14 protein-coding genes are annotated in these 15,880 nt (G+C 70.0%); 8 read left to right on the top strand and 6 right to left on the bottom strand.

Going from position 1 to position 15,880, the window contains the following annotated elements; translation table 11 throughout:
• The first annotated feature begins 6 nt into the window (after window positions 1-6).
• From FVE25_RS09670 to FVE25_RS09660, 3 genes are all read left to right on the top strand, one after another.
• The gene (locus FVE25_RS09670) at window positions 7-684 is read left to right on the top strand and encodes a response regulator transcription factor (RefSeq protein WP_246266848.1); all 678 of its coding nucleotides are present in this window, start codon (window positions 7-9) and stop codon (window positions 682-684) included.
• A gap of 133 nt (window positions 685-817) precedes the next feature.
• On the top strand, window positions 818-1,444 hold the full coding sequence (locus FVE25_RS53760) for a hypothetical protein (RefSeq protein ID WP_219825409.1): 627 nt from the start codon (window positions 818-820) through the stop codon (window positions 1,442-1,444).
• Between the two features lie 615 nt (window positions 1,445-2,059).
• A complete protein-coding gene (locus FVE25_RS09660) occupies window positions 2,060-2,515 on the top strand; it encodes a GNAT family N-acetyltransferase (protein ID WP_157246072.1) in 456 nt (151 codons plus the stop codon).
• A 31-nt stretch (window positions 2,516-2,546) separates the two neighbouring features.
• On the opposite strand, the gene FVE25_RS09655 is transcribed toward FVE25_RS09660, so the two are convergent.
• The gene (locus FVE25_RS09655) at window positions 2,547-3,764 is read right to left on the bottom strand and encodes an MFS transporter (protein ID WP_157246071.1); all 1,218 of its coding nucleotides are present in this window, start codon (window positions 3,762-3,764) and stop codon (window positions 2,547-2,549) included.
• Between the two features lie 351 nt (window positions 3,765-4,115).
• On the opposite strand from FVE25_RS09655, the gene FVE25_RS09650 reads away from it, so the two are divergent.
• Both FVE25_RS09650 and mug read left to right on the top strand, forming a co-directional pair.
• Window positions 4,116-5,516 carry a sugar porter family MFS transporter gene (locus FVE25_RS09650; protein WP_157246070.1) on the top strand — a complete coding sequence of 467 codons (1,401 nt, stop codon included), beginning with the start codon at window positions 4,116-4,118 and terminating at the stop codon, window positions 5,514-5,516.
• A gap of 10 nt (window positions 5,517-5,526) precedes the next feature.
• Window positions 5,527-6,051, top strand: coding sequence for a G/U mismatch-specific DNA glycosylase (gene mug / locus FVE25_RS09645; RefSeq protein ID WP_219825408.1), 525 nt, complete (start codon window positions 5,527-5,529; stop codon window positions 6,049-6,051).
• Here the strand turns inward: mug and FVE25_RS09640 are convergent.
• The 3 genes from FVE25_RS09640 to FVE25_RS09630 all read right to left on the bottom strand — a co-directional run bounded on the left by FVE25_RS09640 (window position 6,043) and on the right by FVE25_RS09630 (window position 7,878).
• A complete protein-coding gene (locus FVE25_RS09640) occupies window positions 6,043-6,567 on the bottom strand; it encodes a DUF1707 SHOCT-like domain-containing protein (RefSeq protein WP_157246069.1) in 525 nt (174 codons plus the stop codon). The two genes, mug and FVE25_RS09640, sit on opposite strands and share 9 nt — an antisense overlap.
• A 5-nt stretch (window positions 6,568-6,572) precedes the next feature.
• Window positions 6,573-7,298 carry a PadR family transcriptional regulator gene (locus FVE25_RS09635; RefSeq protein ID WP_157246068.1) on the bottom strand — a complete coding sequence of 242 codons (726 nt, stop codon included), beginning with the start codon at window positions 7,296-7,298 and terminating at the stop codon, window positions 6,573-6,575.
• A gap of 67 nt (window positions 7,299-7,365) precedes the next feature.
• Window positions 7,366-7,878 (bottom strand): CGNR zinc finger domain-containing protein, encoded by a 513-nt coding sequence (locus FVE25_RS09630; RefSeq protein ID WP_157246067.1) that lies wholly within the window; start codon window positions 7,876-7,878, stop codon window positions 7,366-7,368.
• Window positions 7,879-7,938: 60 nt separating this feature from the next.
• Here FVE25_RS09630 and FVE25_RS09625 point away from each other — a divergent pair, with 60 nt between their 5' ends.
• A complete protein-coding gene (locus FVE25_RS09625) occupies window positions 7,939-9,192 on the top strand; it encodes an MFS transporter (protein WP_157246066.1) in 1,254 nt (417 codons plus the stop codon).
• 83 nt (window positions 9,193-9,275) lie between these two features.
• On the opposite strand, the gene FVE25_RS09620 is transcribed toward FVE25_RS09625, so the two are convergent.
• The gene (locus FVE25_RS09620; protein WP_157246065.1) at window positions 9,276-11,213 is read right to left on the bottom strand and encodes a ricin-type beta-trefoil lectin domain protein; all 1,938 of its coding nucleotides are present in this window, start codon (window positions 11,211-11,213) and stop codon (window positions 9,276-9,278) included.
• A 171-nt stretch (window positions 11,214-11,384) separates the two neighbouring features.
• On the opposite strand from FVE25_RS09620, the gene FVE25_RS09615 reads away from it, so the two are divergent.
• Window positions 11,385-12,113: a metal-dependent hydrolase gene (locus FVE25_RS09615; RefSeq protein ID WP_157246064.1), complete on the top strand. Its 729-nt coding sequence runs from the start codon at window positions 11,385-11,387 to the stop codon at window positions 12,111-12,113.
• A 159-nt stretch (window positions 12,114-12,272) separates the two neighbouring features.
• Window positions 12,273-14,984, top strand: coding sequence for an aconitate hydratase AcnA (acnA, locus tag FVE25_RS09610; RefSeq protein WP_157246063.1), 2,712 nt, complete (start codon window positions 12,273-12,275; stop codon window positions 14,982-14,984).
• Window positions 14,985-15,075: 91 nt separating this feature from the next.
• On the opposite strand, the gene FVE25_RS09605 is transcribed toward acnA, so the two are convergent.
• Window positions 15,076-15,810, bottom strand: coding sequence for a neutral zinc metallopeptidase (locus tag FVE25_RS09605; protein WP_246266846.1), 735 nt, complete (start codon window positions 15,808-15,810; stop codon window positions 15,076-15,078).
• Window positions 15,811-15,880: the final 70 nt, after the last annotated feature.

Below are 15,880 nucleotides of genomic sequence, written 5' to 3'. Positions count from 1 at the left end.
GGCGGTGTGACAGACTCGGAAGGCGTGATCAGGGTGCTGCTCGTCGATGACGACCCGATGGTCCGCAGGCACCTGCGCACTATCCTCACCTCCAGCCCGGAGATCGACATCGTGGGGGAGGCCCGCGACGGCGCCGAGGCCGTTGAGGAGGTGCTGCGCGGCCGCCCCGACGTGGTCCTCATGGACCTGCGCATGCCCGGCGTGGACGGCGTCACGGCCACCAGGGAGATCGCCGCCCTGGCCGCCCCGCCCACCGTGATCGCGCTGACCACCTTCGACGACGACACCCACGTCCGCGCCGCCCTGGCCGCCGGAGCCGGAGGCTTCCTGGTCAAGACCACGCCCGCGGAAGACCTGCTCAACCTCATCCGGGTCGCCGCCGACGGCCACGTGGTCATGTCCCCGATCGCCGCCCACCGGCTGCTCAGCGGTTCGAGCGAGGACGACGACCAGCGGGCCGAGGCCCGGGCCCGCATCGGCGACCTGACCGAGCGCGAACGCGAGATCCTCACCTGCCTGGGCGAGGGACTCACCAACCCGCAGATCGTCGGGCGGCTGTTCCTGTCGGAGACCACGGTGAAGAGCTACGTCTCCCGCCTCCTGGTCAAACTCGGCCTCACCCACCGCACCCAGGCCGCCCTCCTCGCCCAACGCGCCGGCCTGACGGACACCGGCCCACGATGACGGACCGGAGTTCAGGGGACCAGGGCCGGAGTCCAGAGGGTGGGGGTTGGTCTGGTTCGGCGGGCTGGGGTTCAGGGGGTGGGGGGCGGTTTGTTGCGGCGGGTCGGGCTGTAGGGGAGGGGGCTGGTCTGTGGTGACGGGTCAGGCCGCGGGGGAGCGTCGCAAGGTCCTGGGCGCCGCCTGTGCCGCCGGACTGCTGTACGCCGCCGCGCAGGTGGCCCTTCAGCTGCCCGGCGACGGGTTCACCGCCAACCTGGTCCTGAACCTCCTGGTGGATCTGGCTCTGCTGGCCGTGGTTCGGTTCCCGCGAGTGGTGGGGGTGCTGACCGTTCTGGCCACGGCCGCCCTGACCCTGACCACCGATGCGGTGGCCACCCCGCTGGCCGCGCCCTTGGTGGTGTCCTTCCTGGTGTACACGCTGCCCTGGCGCCAGGCCCTCGCGTACGCGGGCGCGCTCGCTGTGCTGGCCATCCCGATCTGGTCGCCCACCTTGGCCTCGCTGTCCCTCGCCCTGTCCGCCACCGCCCTGCCCGCCCTTCCCAGTGGGCGGGGCGGATCATCGGGCCGGCTTGCCAGGGGCTTCAGGGGAAGGGGCGGCCCTGGAGGAGGCGGCGGTTTCGGGGGTTTCCGGGCAAGGGGCGGGTTCGGAGGGCTTGAGGGAGGCAGCGGCTCACGCGGATTCCGTGGGGTGGCGCCCGTCCGGGTGGGACTCCCGGGCCTCGGCGGAAGGATCCGAAGGACACCGGTGGGGTCGTCCTGACCGGGATACCGGCGGTGACCTGCTTGAGCTTGCGACCGGAGACGGGGTGACGCTGCGGATCACGGGTGATCCCGGGACGGTTCCGGCGGTCGTGGCGCGGACCGTCTATCGGGTGGTTCAGGAATCACGGACCAACGCCCGGAAGCACGCCCCGGGGGCTTCCCTTGCCGTGTCCATCGCCTACCCAGGGGATCGGGCCGACATCGAGGTCCACAACCCGAACCCTCGAGACCGACCTGGCCGACGCCGGCTCGGGCATGGGACTGGTCGGCCTCCATCGGCGGGTCATCTTGCTGGGGGGCAGGTTCTCGGCGGGTTCCGACGAGGAGGGCGGTTTCACGGTCACCGCCAGCATCCCGGCAGCCCGTCCGTCTTAGGACGGTGCCCCTCGTTACCGGTCGCCCGCGTGGTTGGTCGTCCGCGTGGTTGGTCGGCTACGTGCTTGGGCGGTTGCGGCTGGGGGCCCGTAGCTCTGCTGGGTGGCCGTGGCTGGTGGCCGGGCGGCTACCGGGGCGGCGTGGTGCGAGGGCGCCGGGACCGACGTGGCGGGGGTTGCAGGGGTGGGTGGGTTTTGGGTGGTGCGATTGTCGGTGGCGGCTGACACACTCGGTCGGCATGAGTGGTGATGTGCGGCTGCGGGCCGTGGAAGATGCCGATCTCGAGGTGTTCTTCGAGCAGGAGCAGGACGAAGTGGCCTCCGAGAGGGCGAACTTCCCGTCCCGGCCGCGGGAGCGGTTCATGAAGCACTGGCGGACCAAAGTGGTGGGCGATCCGGGTGTGCTGGTGCGGACTGTCCTGGCGGATGGCGACGTGGCGGGCAACATCGTTTCCTGGACGGAGACCGATGGCAGGCGGTTCATCGGCTATTGGCTGGGGCGTGACCACTGGGGCAAGGGGGTCGGCACGCGGGCGTTGACGCAGTTCCTGGCTGAGGAGGCGGTTCGGCCGCTTTACGCGGATCCGCACCACGGCAACACGGCCTCCGTCCGGCTTCTGGAGAAGGTGGGGTTCCGGCGTTCCGGGTCGGTGTTCCATGGGGGCGAGGAGCATCTTCTGCTGGTCCTCGGGTGAACGTTCGTCCGTTTACCCGGACGGCCTTTCCTCACGAAGCGGGAACGGGGTGGCGGGTGCGTTGGGCGAGCCGTACGGCTGGGGCCATGGCGAGGCCGGCGGCGAGGAAGAGGGCGCCGAGGGTGAGCCAGCCGGCCGTTCCCCATTCCAGGAGGAGCGTGGTCATCAGGACGGGGCCGAGCATGCGGGCGATCTGCGGGCCCATGCCGAAGAAACCCTGGTACTGGCCTTGCTTGTCGGCCGGGGCCAGGGAGAAGCCGAGTTCCCAGGCGGCGGCGCCCTGCATCATCTCGCCGAACACCTGGATGACGGCGGCGGCGACCAGGATGGCCACGGCGGCCCAGGCGCCGAGGTGGGCGCCGGAGGCGGCGTAGACGAGGCAGGCGGCGAGGAAGATCCAACCGGCCCGGCCGGTGACCTTCGCGGCGCCGGGTAGGTCGGTGACCTGGCGGGCCACCCGTACCTGGAAGACGACCACGGAGAGCATGTTGACGACCAGGAGGGCGGCGGCGACGGGCTTCGGGGCGTCGGTGTGCTGGACGATCCAGAGGGGGAGGCCGAGGCTGAGCAGCGGCATGTTGAGGTACATGATCGCGTTGAGGAACGTGATCAGCGCGTAAGGACGGTCGCGGAGTACGGCCAGGCGGCGGGTCTTCCCGGCGGCGACGGGCGCCGGGGGGACCTCCGGCAGGCGGCGCAGGACCACGGCGGCCAGGAGGAAGGCGATGGCGTCCACGGCGAAGACGGCCAGGTAGGCGGGCGGGGCGTCGAAGGAGAGGGCCAGGCCGCCGAGACCGGCGCCCACGGCCAGGCCGGCGTTGGAGGTCGACTGGAGGTGGGCGCGGACGGTGGTGCGCGACTCCGCGGGTACCAGCCCGGCCAGGAGCGCCTGCCTGGCGGAGGTGAGGCCCGCCTGGCAGCAGGTGTAGAGGCAGGCGACCAGGATGAACAGCGGATAGGCGCGCACGACCAGGAAGGCGCTGAGCGCGGCGGCGGTGACGACGGCGAGGGCGACGGCGGTACGGCGGGGCCCCCAGCGATCGGCCACGTGGCCGAGGGGGACGCCGGCGAGCATGCCCATGGCCCAGGCGAGCGTGAGTGCCACGCCGACCTGTGCGGCGGAGAGCCCGACGACCCGGGTGAAGAAGAGCGCGGACGTGGCGTAGAAGGCGCCGTCGCCGATGGAGTTGGTGAGCTGCGCCAACGCCAGGATGCGGGCAGGCCCGGGAGGTGGGACGATCCGTGACATGTATGCACATTAATGGGCAGACTTAGCCCAGTTGAAGCGCCATTTTCGGGTCAGGTGATTGGGCCAAGTCGGCCCCTGACTGGGTGGGCTCGGACGCGGATCCGCAGTGTGGGGCGAAGGTGTGCGGCCGGCGTGCTGAAGGCGCAGCTTCGTGGTGCGGGCCTCGCGGGGTGACTCGGCGGGTGGGGTTACGGGGTGCGGGCCGTGCGAGGGCGGGTGTGGGCCTTTGAGCGGGGATGCGCGTGGGTATCGCGGGGTGTGGTGGGGGCGGGTGACCTGGGGTTTGAGCGCTGGGATCAAGTTTGCGGAAGGTGAACCGTACAAAGAGTGATCAGTGGGTAGTTCCCGTCCATGGCCACACCGAGTGCGCAGCAGGAGAACCTGGGACACGTCGTCTTCATCACGGCCGCCGCCGCCATCGGCGGTTTCCTGTTCGGTTACGACAGTTCCGTCATCAACGGCGCCGTCACCGGCATCCAGAAGCACTTCGCCGTCGGCTCGGTCGAGACCGGGTTCGTCGTGGCGATCGCGTTGCTCGGCTCGGCCGTGGGGGCGTGGGTCGGTGGCGGGCTGGCCGATCGGTGGGGCAGGACGCGGACGATGCAGGTGGCGGCGGCGTTGTTCGCGATCAGTTCGGTCGGGCAGATGCTGCCGTTCGCGATCTGGGATCTGGCGCTGTGGCGGGTGCTGGCGGGCATGGCGATCGGGATGGCGTCGGTGCTGGGGCCGACGTACATCGCGGAGGTGGCGCCGCCGGCGTACCGGGGGCGGCTGGGGTCGTTCCAGCAGTTGGCGATCGTGCTGGGGATCGCCGTCTCGCAGCTGGTCAACTACGTGGTGGTACGGCTGGCGGGCGGCGATGTGAACAACGCGCTCTGGGGGCTGCAGGCATGGCAGTGGATGCTGGGCGCCTGTTTGGTCCCGGCGTTGCTCTACCTGCTGTTCGCCTCGACGATTCCGGAGTCGCCGCGCTACCTGATCGCCGCGGGCCGGATTCCGGCGGCGCGGAAGGTGCTGGCGGAGGTCGAGGGCGAGGAGCTGGACCTGGACGCCCGGGTGGAGGAGATCCGCCATTCGCTGCGCACCGAGGCCCGGCCGACGATGCGGGATCTGCGCGGCCCGGCGCTGGGGCTGTTGCCGATCGTGTGGATCGGGATTGTCCTGTCGGTGTTCCAGCAGTTCGTCGGCATCAATGTGATCTTCTATTACTCGTCGGTGTTGTGGCAGTCGGTGGGCATCGACCAGAGCAACTCGCTGCTGATCAGCTTCTCCAGCTCGGTGATCAACATCATCGGCACGTTCATCGCGATCGCGCTGGTGGACCGGATCGGGCGGCGTCCGCTGCTGCTGATCGGCTCGGCGGGCATGGCGATCTCGCTGGCGACGGCGTCGTGGGCGTTCAGCGCGGCGGAGAAGGTGAACGGCGTGGTCACGCTGCCGAACCCGCAGGGCACGATCGCGCTCGTCGCGGCGAACGTGTTCGTGTTGTTCTTCGCGCTGTCGTGGGGTGTGGTGGTCTGGGTGCTGCTGGGGGAGATGTTCCCGAACCGGATCCGGGCGGCGGCGCTCGGCGTGGCGGCGGCGGCCCAGTGGATCGCGAACTGGCTGATCACGGTCTCGTTCCCGGCGCTGTCCGAATGGAACCTTCCGGCGACTTACGCGGGTTACGCGATGTTCGCGGTGTTGTCGTTCCTGTTCGTGGCCAGGTGGGTGCGGGAGACCAAGGGGCGCACGCTCGAAGACATGGGCTAGGGTCGCGAGGGTGATCGACGACGTGCTCGGGCCCGGCCTCGAGGTGCTCTTCTGCGGGATCAACCCGGGGCTCATGTCGGAGGCCACCGGCCACCACTTCGCCCGGCCGGGCAACCGGTTCTGGCCCGCGCTGCACCGGTCGGGGTTCACGCCGCGCCTGCTGGCGCCGGCCGAGCAGCATCTGCTGCCGTCCTATGGGCTCGGGATCACCAACATCGTGGCGCGGGCGAGCGCGAAGGCGTCGGAGCTGTCGCGGGCCGAGCTGGTCGAGGGGGGTGTACGGCTGGCCGCGCTGCTGGCCGAGCGGCGGCCCAGGGTGCTGGCGGTGCTCGGGGTGTCGGCGTTCCGGACGGCCTTCGCCGTACCGAAGACCAGGATCGGACCCCAGCCGCAGAAGATCGCGGACACGCGCGTGTGGGTGCTGCCCAACCCGAGCGGGCTGAACGCGCACTTCACCCTCGACGCCATCACCGCGGAGTTCCGCAGGCTGAGGGAGTCACTGGGACCGGGCGGGGAGCCCGGCGCCTCAGCGTAGGGAGCGCCGGATGGCGGCGCGGCGGATGGAGCTGAAGATCATCGCGCCGATCGCGAAGAACAGCACGAACTTCAGTGCGCCGAAGCCGCCCGCGATCATGGCGATGATCGAGATCACGATCAGGAACGGCACGATCGGGCCGGGGCCGTGGTGGTGACGGCGCCGCTCCGGGTGGTGGTGGCGGTTCTTCTGCCACTCGCGGTGCGCCTCGTGCATCTGGCGGTGGGCCGCCCGCAGTTGATGCCGGTGGGCGCGCATCATCTCTTTGTAGGCGTGCCGGTCGTCCCAGACGGGCCCGTCCTTGACCGGGGCCGGCGGTGGCGCGTAGCCGTACCCGTCGGAGGGCAGGTCGGCCGTGATCTCGGTCAGGTCGCGTGCGGTGCGGGCCGCCAGCGTGCGGTCGAGGCGCTCGTCGAGCTCCTCGTGGGTCAGGCGCCCCTGCGCGAAGTGCTCGCGCAGGGATTCCATCGTCCGTTCACGCTCGGCGTCGCCGATCCGGAGGTCATGCGCGTCCACGAACGTTACTCCTCGTCAGGGTCGCCATCAGCCAGGATCTGGTAGAGCTTGCGGCGCGTCTCCGTGAGGACCTTGCGGGCTTCGCGAATCTGCGCCTCACTCCCAGTCTGCAATACCTGCATCATCGCAAACGCTGACTGGCGGGCGATATCCCACAAATCCGCAGTGTTGTCGTCGATGTCTGGCCGCATCTCGTCCCACGGGGCGCGTACCTCGTCGGGGTTCGAGTCGACGTAGGCCCTGCCCTGGTCAGTGAGGCGGAAGGTCTTGCGGCCCTCGCTCTCGTCGGCGACGACCAGGCCCTCGTCGGTGAGCTGCTGGAGCGCCGGGTACACCGCGCCGGGGCTGGGCTTCCAGCCGCCCTCGCTGCGCTCGGCGATCTCCTGGATGATCTGGTAGCCGTTGCGCGGCTCCTCGGCCAGGAGGGCGAGGATGGCGGCGCGCACGTCACCGCGCTTGGCCTTGCGGGGCCGGCCGCCCCAGGCGGCCCAGGCGCCGCGGCCCCCGCTGAAGGGGCCGCCCGGCCCCCACGGGCCGCCGGGACCGAAGCCGAAGGGGCCCGGGCCGCGCCTGCCGCGGCCGCGATGCTCGTGTGGACCGCCGCGCTGGCGGTGGTGGCGCTCGCCGCCGGCCTCGAATGCCTCGGCCAGGTTCCTGACCGCCTCGCGGGCGGCGCGCTTGAACTCGCGCGGGTCGGGCCACGGCCCGCCTGCTGCATGAGTGGAAGACATGTCGAACTCCTATCGTCGAATGCTGTCGATGTTCTAAAGATATATCGACAACATGTCGATAGCAACCCTACGTCATCCGCTGCCGTTCCGCGTGGGCCCGGACTTTGGCCCGGTTGCCGCACACCCGCATCGAGCACCATCGCCGGGTACGGCTGCGCGTGCCGTCCCAGAAAACCCAGGCGCAGGCGTGGTTCGGGCACCTCTTGAGCCGCTGCCACTCGCCGGTCGCGGCCGTGTGCGCCCAGGCCGCGGCGATGACCGCCAGCGGATTCTCGGCCCGCAGCGGCTGCTCGGCGCTGATCCGCACGGTCACCGGCAGGTAGTCGAGCACCTCCTCGGCCTGCGCGATCACCTCCTCGTCCGGCTCCTCGCCGTTGCTGGCCAGAAGGCGCTCCCTGAGCCCGGCGCGCAGCAGCCTGGCCTGGCGCAGGTCGCGCTCGTCCACCTCGGCGGGCAGGCCCGCGCCGGTCAGAAACGCGCGCAGCCCGTCGAGGCCGGCCAGCTGGTCGGTGCCCTCTTCGACGTCGATCGTGTTCGCGAACGCCTCCACGAGGAGGGCCGCGGGAGATGGTTCCGCCATGTCTTCCATCTAAGCACTTAGCTGGTTAAGATCTAACCATCTAAACGGATAGGTGGTTCAATGAGAAACGAAGGAGCCCTGGTCGGGTTCACCGCGATCACCAACCTCGCCGACGGCATCGGCCGGGTCGCGCTGCCGATCGCGGCGATGGGGCTGACCACCTCCCCGGCGCTGATCACCGGGGTGGGCGTCACGCTGACGCTGCCCTGGCTGCTGGTCTCCCTGCACGCCGGCGTCCTGGCCGACCGCGGGGACCGGCGGCGGCTGGCCGTCGTGGCCAACCTCGTCCGCCTCGGCGCGGTCGGCGTCCTTCTGGCCGCCGCGCTGCTCGGCGGGCTCTCCCTCCCCCTGCTGTACGGCGCCGGCCTCACGCTGGGCGTGGCCGAGGTCGTGGCCAGTGCCGCCGTCGGCGCCCTGGTGCCCGCCGCCGTCCCGGCCAGGAGGCTGACCAGGGCCAACTCGTGGATCGCCGGGGCCGAGACGCTCATGAACGAGTTCACCGGGCCCGCACTCGGCGGCCTGCTCGTGGGCATCGGCGTCTCGGTCGCGCTCGGCTCGGCCGCCGCCGGGTTCGCGCTGGGCGCCGTCCTGCTCGCGCTGCTGGCCGGGCGGTTCCGCGCCGAGGGCGCGCCGCGCAAGGGCGAGACCTCGGTCGCCGGGGAGATCCGCGAGGGACTCGCCTTCCTGTGGAACCACCGGCTGCTGCGCACCCTCAACCTGACCATCACCGTGCTCGGCGCGAGCTGGGCCGCCTGGCTGGCGCTGCTGCCGCTCTACGCGATCCGGGAGCTCCGGCTCGACCCGTCGGGGTACGGCCTGCTGATCAGCGCCATCGGCATCGGCGGCCTGACCGGCGCGCTGACCACCGCGCTGATCAACCGGCTGCTCGGGGTGCGCTGGGCGTTGTTCGCCGACCTGATCGGCACGTTCCTCATGGTGTTCGTCCCGGTCGTGCTGCCCAGCGCCTGGGCGGTGGGCGCCGCCGCCTTCCTCGGCGGCATGGGCGGCACGCTGTGGTCGGTCAACTCCCGCACGATCGCGCAGACGATCGTCCCCGACCGCCTGCTCGGCCGTTACACCGCCGCCGGCCGGATGCTCGCCTACGGCGCGATGCCGCTCGCCTCCTTGCTGGCCGGTTTCCTCGCCCAGTTCGCCGGGCTCAAGGTGGCCTTCGCGGTGTTCGCCGCGGCAGCGCTCGTGCTGGTCGTGCCCTTCCTCCGGACCGTCACCCCGGATGCCCTGGCACAGAGTGAGACAGATCACGAAAAACTTGCGGAATCAGGGAACACCGCGGGGATGGCCGCCGTTAACTAGAGCAGACGAGGTCGTTCCGCGTCGGCAGGGCTGGGGGGTGCTGTCGCCGCAGGAAACGACCTCGTCTGCGTTTTCAGAAACTTTCAGTAGATGTCGACGGTCATGAACTTCCACGGATCGGGCCGCCGGCTCTCACCCGGGGACCACGCGCCCGCCCGCTGCAGCGTCACCGGCGTGTTGTCGGCCGTGCCGTTCGCGCCGATCAGCCACGACGGATCCTTGCGCGAGGCGAAGCCGCCGCCCGAGACGTTCCACCGCATCGAGTCGCTGTACTGCCCGATCGCCGCCGAGCAGTTCGCCACCTGGATCGGCTGATCCTGCGCCATCGTCCCGCCCTCGACATCGGCGCACATGCCCGGATCGGCCAGGTTGTGCAGCTGGCCGGAGACGGCGTTGAACGCCCAGAACTGGTCGGCCCGGCCGTCGCAGGAGTACAACAGCAGGTTCGCGCCGCCGCCCGGCGTGCTCCCCGGCACGTCCAGGCACTTTCCGGACAGCTTGAGCTGCTGGTAGACCATCGCGGTCTTCTGCTCCCAGGTGAACACCTGCCGCTGGTCGTTCTGGTCGCAGGCGGCCAGCACCATCCGGTCGCCGAGGGCGCGTGCCGTACCCGGGAAGGTGGCGCACAGCGACGGCGCGTCGGCGGCGTGCAGGCGCGCGCCGTCGAAGGTCCAGCGCTGCGCCGGGCTGCCGTTGCAGTTCCACACCTGTACGGCGGTGCCGGCCACCAGGTTGCCGCCGTTGACGTCGGCGCAGCGGTCCTGGGACAGCTGGGTGTGGAACGCCTTGGTGGCCGGGTCGTACCAGAACGCCTGGTTCCTGGTGGCCTCGCACGGCCAGTTCAGCAGCTTGCGGCCGTTGCGCGAGGAGTTGCCCTCCACGTCCACGCAGGTGCCGGTGGCCGCGTGGCGGAGCTGGCGGAAGTCGGCCAGGCCCGGGTACAGCTTCGGGCTGAGGGAGCCGGCCGGGTTCATGCAGGTGGCCGCGGTGGCGCCGGCGTTGTAGAACTGCCCGAGGCAGGAGCCGAACGCGGCGTGGCCGCGGGTGTTCGGGTGGAAGGACTGCCGGACGGCGTTGGGGTTGAAGAAGTCGCCGTTGACCGCGTGCAGGCCGGTGACCCAGGTGGTGTCCTGGCAGGGTTCGGTGCCGTGGAAGAGCCGGCTGGCGTCCAGGTAGCGGGCGCCGGCCTGCTGGGCGGCGGCGCGGACGCCCTGCTCGAAGATCGGGACGGCCTTGTTGCGGGCGAAGGCGGCGTCGGACAGGTAGGCCAGGCAGCCGCCGTTGTACCAGCCGGGGAAGTTCGGGTTGTCCTCGACGTCCGGGCTGCCGGGGCCCGGGTAGGACATGGCGACGAGCTGGTAGTCGCCGGGCGCGTACCCGGCCTCGGCCATGATCTGCTTGACGTCGGTGAGCGCCTTGGCCACGCGCGGCACGATGAAGTCGACCCGCTGCTGCCAGGTCGGGTCGTGGATGGGCCAGCAGTTGCCCTGGAAGAGCACGCGGCGGGTGACGCACTGGGTCATCGTGGGGCCGAACTGGACGCCGCCCTCGTCGTTGGCCCCGGCCACGACGGTGATCATCTTGATCCGCGTGTTGCGGGCCTTGATGGCCAGGTTGTCGCCCTGGTTGAGCTCCTCGTACTGGTGGGTGCCGCCGATCGTGATGTCGTTGGTCGCCGCGCCGGAACAGGAGAGGTTGTAGGTGACGTCGGCCGGGACGCCGGTCACGTGGATGGCGGCCTTGGTGGAGCGGTGGCACCAGTTGTCCGGGCCGTCGGTGCCGGGTTCGTACAGGGTGCGGTCCACGGCTCCCTCGCCGGAGATCTCGCTGTCGCCGAGCGCGGCAAGGGAGGTCTTGCGCTGGTCGAGGGGGCGGACGGCGTCGTCGCCGTAGAGCTTGACCGCCTCCGCCTTGCGGATGGTCTCCAGGTGCGGGGGGAGGGGCGTGCCGGTTCGTGCCTGGGCTTGGGCCGGTGTGACGAGCACGGTCAGTGCCGCCAGGATGGCCAGGGGTAAGCGCATGGGGGATACCTCCGGCGGTTATGAGTGTTACTCATAAGTAAGCTCAGATTCCGGTAAATGTGAACAGGGCTCATGTGAATCGGGGTGGGCGGACGCCGTAACCCCTCATGACCTCCGGGATACCTCCGTGAGACGGTGGCTTTGCCGTACAGTCTCAAATGTGATCTTCGCATGATGGGGCATTCGCACGCGATGACCGGAGCCATCGCGTGGCTGGGGCTGGCGCCCGCGTTCGCGGCGTTGCCGTTGCTGAACGAGTCGAGCCGGTTCATCGAGACCGGGATCATGGCCAACGCGCTGACGCCGTCCGAGCTCATCGCCGGGGCGATCGTCTGCGCGGGCGCCGCCATGCTGCCCGACCTCGACCACCCGAGCGCCACCATCGCCCAGACCTTCGGCCCCGTGACCTGGGCGCTGTCCAAGTTCGTGGCCTGGATCAGCGGTGGGCACCGGGGGATGACGCACTCGCTGGCGTTCGCGGTGGCGATCGGGTTCGGGGCGCACTGGCTGGCCAGCACCTATCCGATCGGGCGCGACATCATGGTGGTGCTGCTGATCGGGCTGGCGCTGCGGGCCATCGGCATCGGCATTCCGGGGAACAAGGCGGGCTCCGCCATGATCAACATCGGGTTGACGGCGGGGCTCTTCGTCGTGTTCATGTCGCTGGACGTCGGGTACGCGTGGCTGGGGCTGGCCGTGGGGATCGGGAGCTTCACCCACGTGGTGGGCGACTGCATGACGGAGAAGGGCTGCCCGGTGCTGTGGCCGCTGGCGGCGCGGTGGGTGCTGCCGTGGAAGATCGGCATCAAGACGGGCAAGACGTTCGAGCAGAAGATTCTGGCGCCGATTCTGTCGGTGGCGATCATCGGGTTGCTGTTCTGGCGGCTGGCGCCGGTGTGACGCCTGAGCGGTTAACTTGATGTCGAGATACTTTAGGGATATCTTGATGTCGAGATATCCGCCGTCACCAGCGAGTTAGGGTTACCTAACGTCTTGTCCGGTCCCCGGGTGCGGCAGGATTTGAGCTGAGTATTTGGTCCACCGAGGAGGCGATTCACCGTGTCCGCGAACAGCTTCGGCAGCCGTGACACGCTACGCGTCGGCGACGCGTCGTTCGAGATTTTCCGGCTGGACGCCGTCGAGGGCTCGGCACGCCTGCCGTACAGCCTGAAGATCCTGCTGGAGAACCTCCTCCGCACCGAGGACGGCGCCAACATCACCGCCGACCACATCAACGCGCTGGGCGGCTGGGACCCGAAGGCGACGCCGAGTGTGGAGATCCAGTTCACGCCCGCCCGCGTGATCATGCAGGACTTCACCGGCGTCCCCTGTGTCGTCGACCTGGCCACCATGCGCGAGGCCGTACGCGATCTCGGCGGCGACCCCGCGAAGATCAACCCGCTGGCCCCCGCCGAGATGGTCATCGACCACTCCGTGATCGTCGACTACTTCGGGCACCCCGACGCCTTCCAGCGCAACGTCGAGCGCGAGTACGAGCGCAACCGCGAGCGCTACCAGTTCCTGCGCTGGGGTCAGACGGCGTTCGACGAGTTCAAGGTCGTGCCGCCGGGCACCGGCATCGTGCACCAGGTCAACATCGAGCACCTGGCCCGCGTGGTCATGACGCGCGACGGCAAGGCATACCCGGACACCTGCGTCGGCACCGACTCCCACACCACGATGGAGAACGGCATCGGCGTCCTCGGCTGGGGCGTCGGCGGCATCGAGGCCGAGGCGGCCATGCTCGGGCAGCCGATCTCCATGCTCATCCCGCGCGTGGTCGGCTTCAAGCTGAACGGGAAGCTGCCCGCCGGCGCGACCGCCACCGACCTGGTGCTGACGATCACCGAGATCCTGCGCAAGCACGGCGTCGTCGGCAAGTTCGTCGAGTTCTACGGCGAGGGCGTCTCCAGCGTGCCGCTGGCCGACCGGGCCACGATCGGCAACATGAGCCCCGAGTTCGGCTCCACCTGCGCCATCTTCCCGATCGACGGGCAGACCACCGACTACCTGCGCCTGACCGGCCGCTCCGCGGAGCAGATCGCGCTCGTCGAGGCGTACGCCAAGGCCCAGGGCATGTGGCACGACCCGAAGGCCGAGCCGGAGTACTCCGAGTACATCGAGCTCGACCTCGGCACCGTCGTGCCGTCGATCGCCGGGCCGAAGCGGCCGCAGGACCGCATCGCGCTGACCGCCGCCAAGGACACCTGGCGCCACGACGTCTCCAACTTCGTCGCCGACGACGAGGCGGGCAAGGAGAGCTTCCCGGCCTCCGACGCCCCGGCGCAGAACCCCAACGGCCGCCCCCACAAGCCGGTCGCGGTGACGCTCGCCGACGGCACCAGCTTCGAGATCGACCACGGCATCGTCTCCATCGCCGCGATCACGAGCTGCACCAACACCTCCAACCCGTACGTGATGCTGGGCGCCGCGCTGCTGGCCCGCAACGCCGTCGACAAGGGCCTGAACCGCAAGCCGTGGGTCAAGACCTCGCTGGCCCCCGGCTCGCAGGTCGTCACCGGGTACTTCGAGCGGTCGGGGCTGCAGCCGTACCTCGACAAGATCGGCTTCAACCTGGTCGGCTACGGCTGCACCACCTGCATCGGCAACTCCGGCCCGCTCATCCCGGAGATCTCCCAGGCGGTGCAGGACAACGACCTGGCGGTCACCGCGGTGCTGTCCGGCAACCGCAACTTCGAGGGCCGCATCAACCCCGACGTGAAGATGAACTACCTGGCCTCGCCGCCGCTGGTGGTCGCCTACGCGCTCGCGGGCACGATGGACATCGACCTGAACAACGAGCCGCTCGGCGTCGGCGCCGACGGGCAGCCGGTGTTCCTCAAGGACATCTGGCCCTCGCCGGAGGAGGTCGCCGAGGTCGTCAACTCCTCGATCGGCCGCGAGATGTTCGAGCGCGACTACGCCGACGTCTTCAAGGGCGACGACACGTGGCGCTCGCTGCCGATCCCGACGGGCAACACCTTCGAGTGGGACCCGGCCTCGACCTACGTGCGCAAGGCGCCGTACTTCGACGGCATGCCGGTCAAGCCCGAGCCCGTCACGGACATCTCCGGCGCCCGCGTCCTGGTCAAGGTGGGCGACTCCGTCACCACCGACCACATCTCGCCCGCCGGCGCCATCAAGGTCGGCACCCCGGCCGCCCAGTACCTCGACTCGCACGGCGTCGCGGTCAAGGACTTCAACTCGTACGGCTCCCGCCGCGGCAACCACGAGGTCATGATCCGGGGCACGTTCGCCAACATCCGCCTGCGCAACCAGATCGCGCCGGGCACCGAGGGCGGCTACACCCGCGACTTCACCCAGGACGGCGGGCCGGTGTCGTTCATCTACGACGCCTCGGTCAACTACGCCGCCGCCGAGACGCCGCTGGTCGTCCTCGCGGGCAAGGAGTACGGCTCCGGCTCCTCGCGCGACTGGGCGGCCAAGGGCACCGCGCTCCTCGGCGTCCGGGCCGTGATCGCCGAGTCCTACGAGCGCATCCACCGCTCCAACCTCATCGGCATGGGCGTGCTGCCGCTGCAGTACCCCGAGGGCGCCTCGGCCCAGTCCCTGGGGCTCACCGGCGAGGAGACCTTCACGATCACCGGTGTGGAGGCGCTCAACGACGGCGGCATCCCCGAGACGGTCCACGTCAAGGCCGGGGACGTCGAGTTCGACGCGGTCGTCCGCATCGACACGCCGGGTGAGGCCGACTACTACCGGCACGGCGGCATCATGCAGTACGTGCTGCGGTCACTGCTGAACAAGTAGCTCGAGTACGGCGCCGCCGTCCGGTCTGATCCTGATCCGGTACGGCGGCGCCGTCGTGTTGACACGATTTATCGCGATTTTTCGTGCTTTTTCATGACACCCGGGAGGCCGGTGCCGACCAGGTGTCGCACGAGGCGGGCTTGGCGGTGGTGTAGCCGCGGGTCAGCCAGTACACGCGGCTGGCGCCGGTCCCGTGGGTGCGGTAGGTGTCGTCGCCGCTGGCCTTCACCGTTTCCAGGAGCGCGGCCCAATCCTTCGCGGCCCTGGGCAACGACTTCCAGGCGGCGCCCAGGAAGACCCCGGACAGGCAGTCGGCCTGCAGCTCGTAGCGGCGCCCGCGTTCGGCGGTGGCCCGGCCGCGCTCGTAGGCGGCGCGGATCCCGGTCAGCGTCTGCAGGTGGTGCCCGTACTCGTGGGCGGCGACCTTCAGCGGCAACAGGTCGGTGCGGCCTTCGATCCAGTCGCCGGTCAGCGGGAAGACGAGAGTACGGCGGGCGGTGCAGTAGAAGGCGGCGATGCCTTCCGGCCAGGGCAGGCCGCAGATCCGGTCCTGGGGGGCGTCGAAGTAGACGACCTTGGGTTTGCTGAACGGCTTCCGGGCTTTGGCGAAGTGGCCGTTCCACGCCTTGTCCAGACATTTCACCATTGCGCGGAGGTACTCCTGAGGGCGCGCCACCCCACCGGAGATCAGCGCGGGCTCCCGGCAGGACTGGGCGGGCAACGTCCCGGATCCCGCCCACGGATCACGGGGGGCCGGGCTGATCTTCAGTGGCGTGGCGACGACGGCGAGGGCCGAGAGCGCGGCGGCGGTCTTGATGAGGGGCACGCAGACGGATCCTAGGGCCACGGGCATGGTCGGGGGCGTGGTCCTGACGCGCTGTCAGGACCACCGTGTA

The sequence above is a fragment of the Nonomuraea typhae genome (assembly GCF_009760925.1).
Lineage (GTDB): Bacteria > Actinomycetota > Actinomycetes > Streptosporangiales > Streptosporangiaceae > Nonomuraea > Nonomuraea typhae.
Note: the sequence above shows the minus strand (reverse complement) of the source record. Positions and strands in the feature narration are given on the sequence as shown.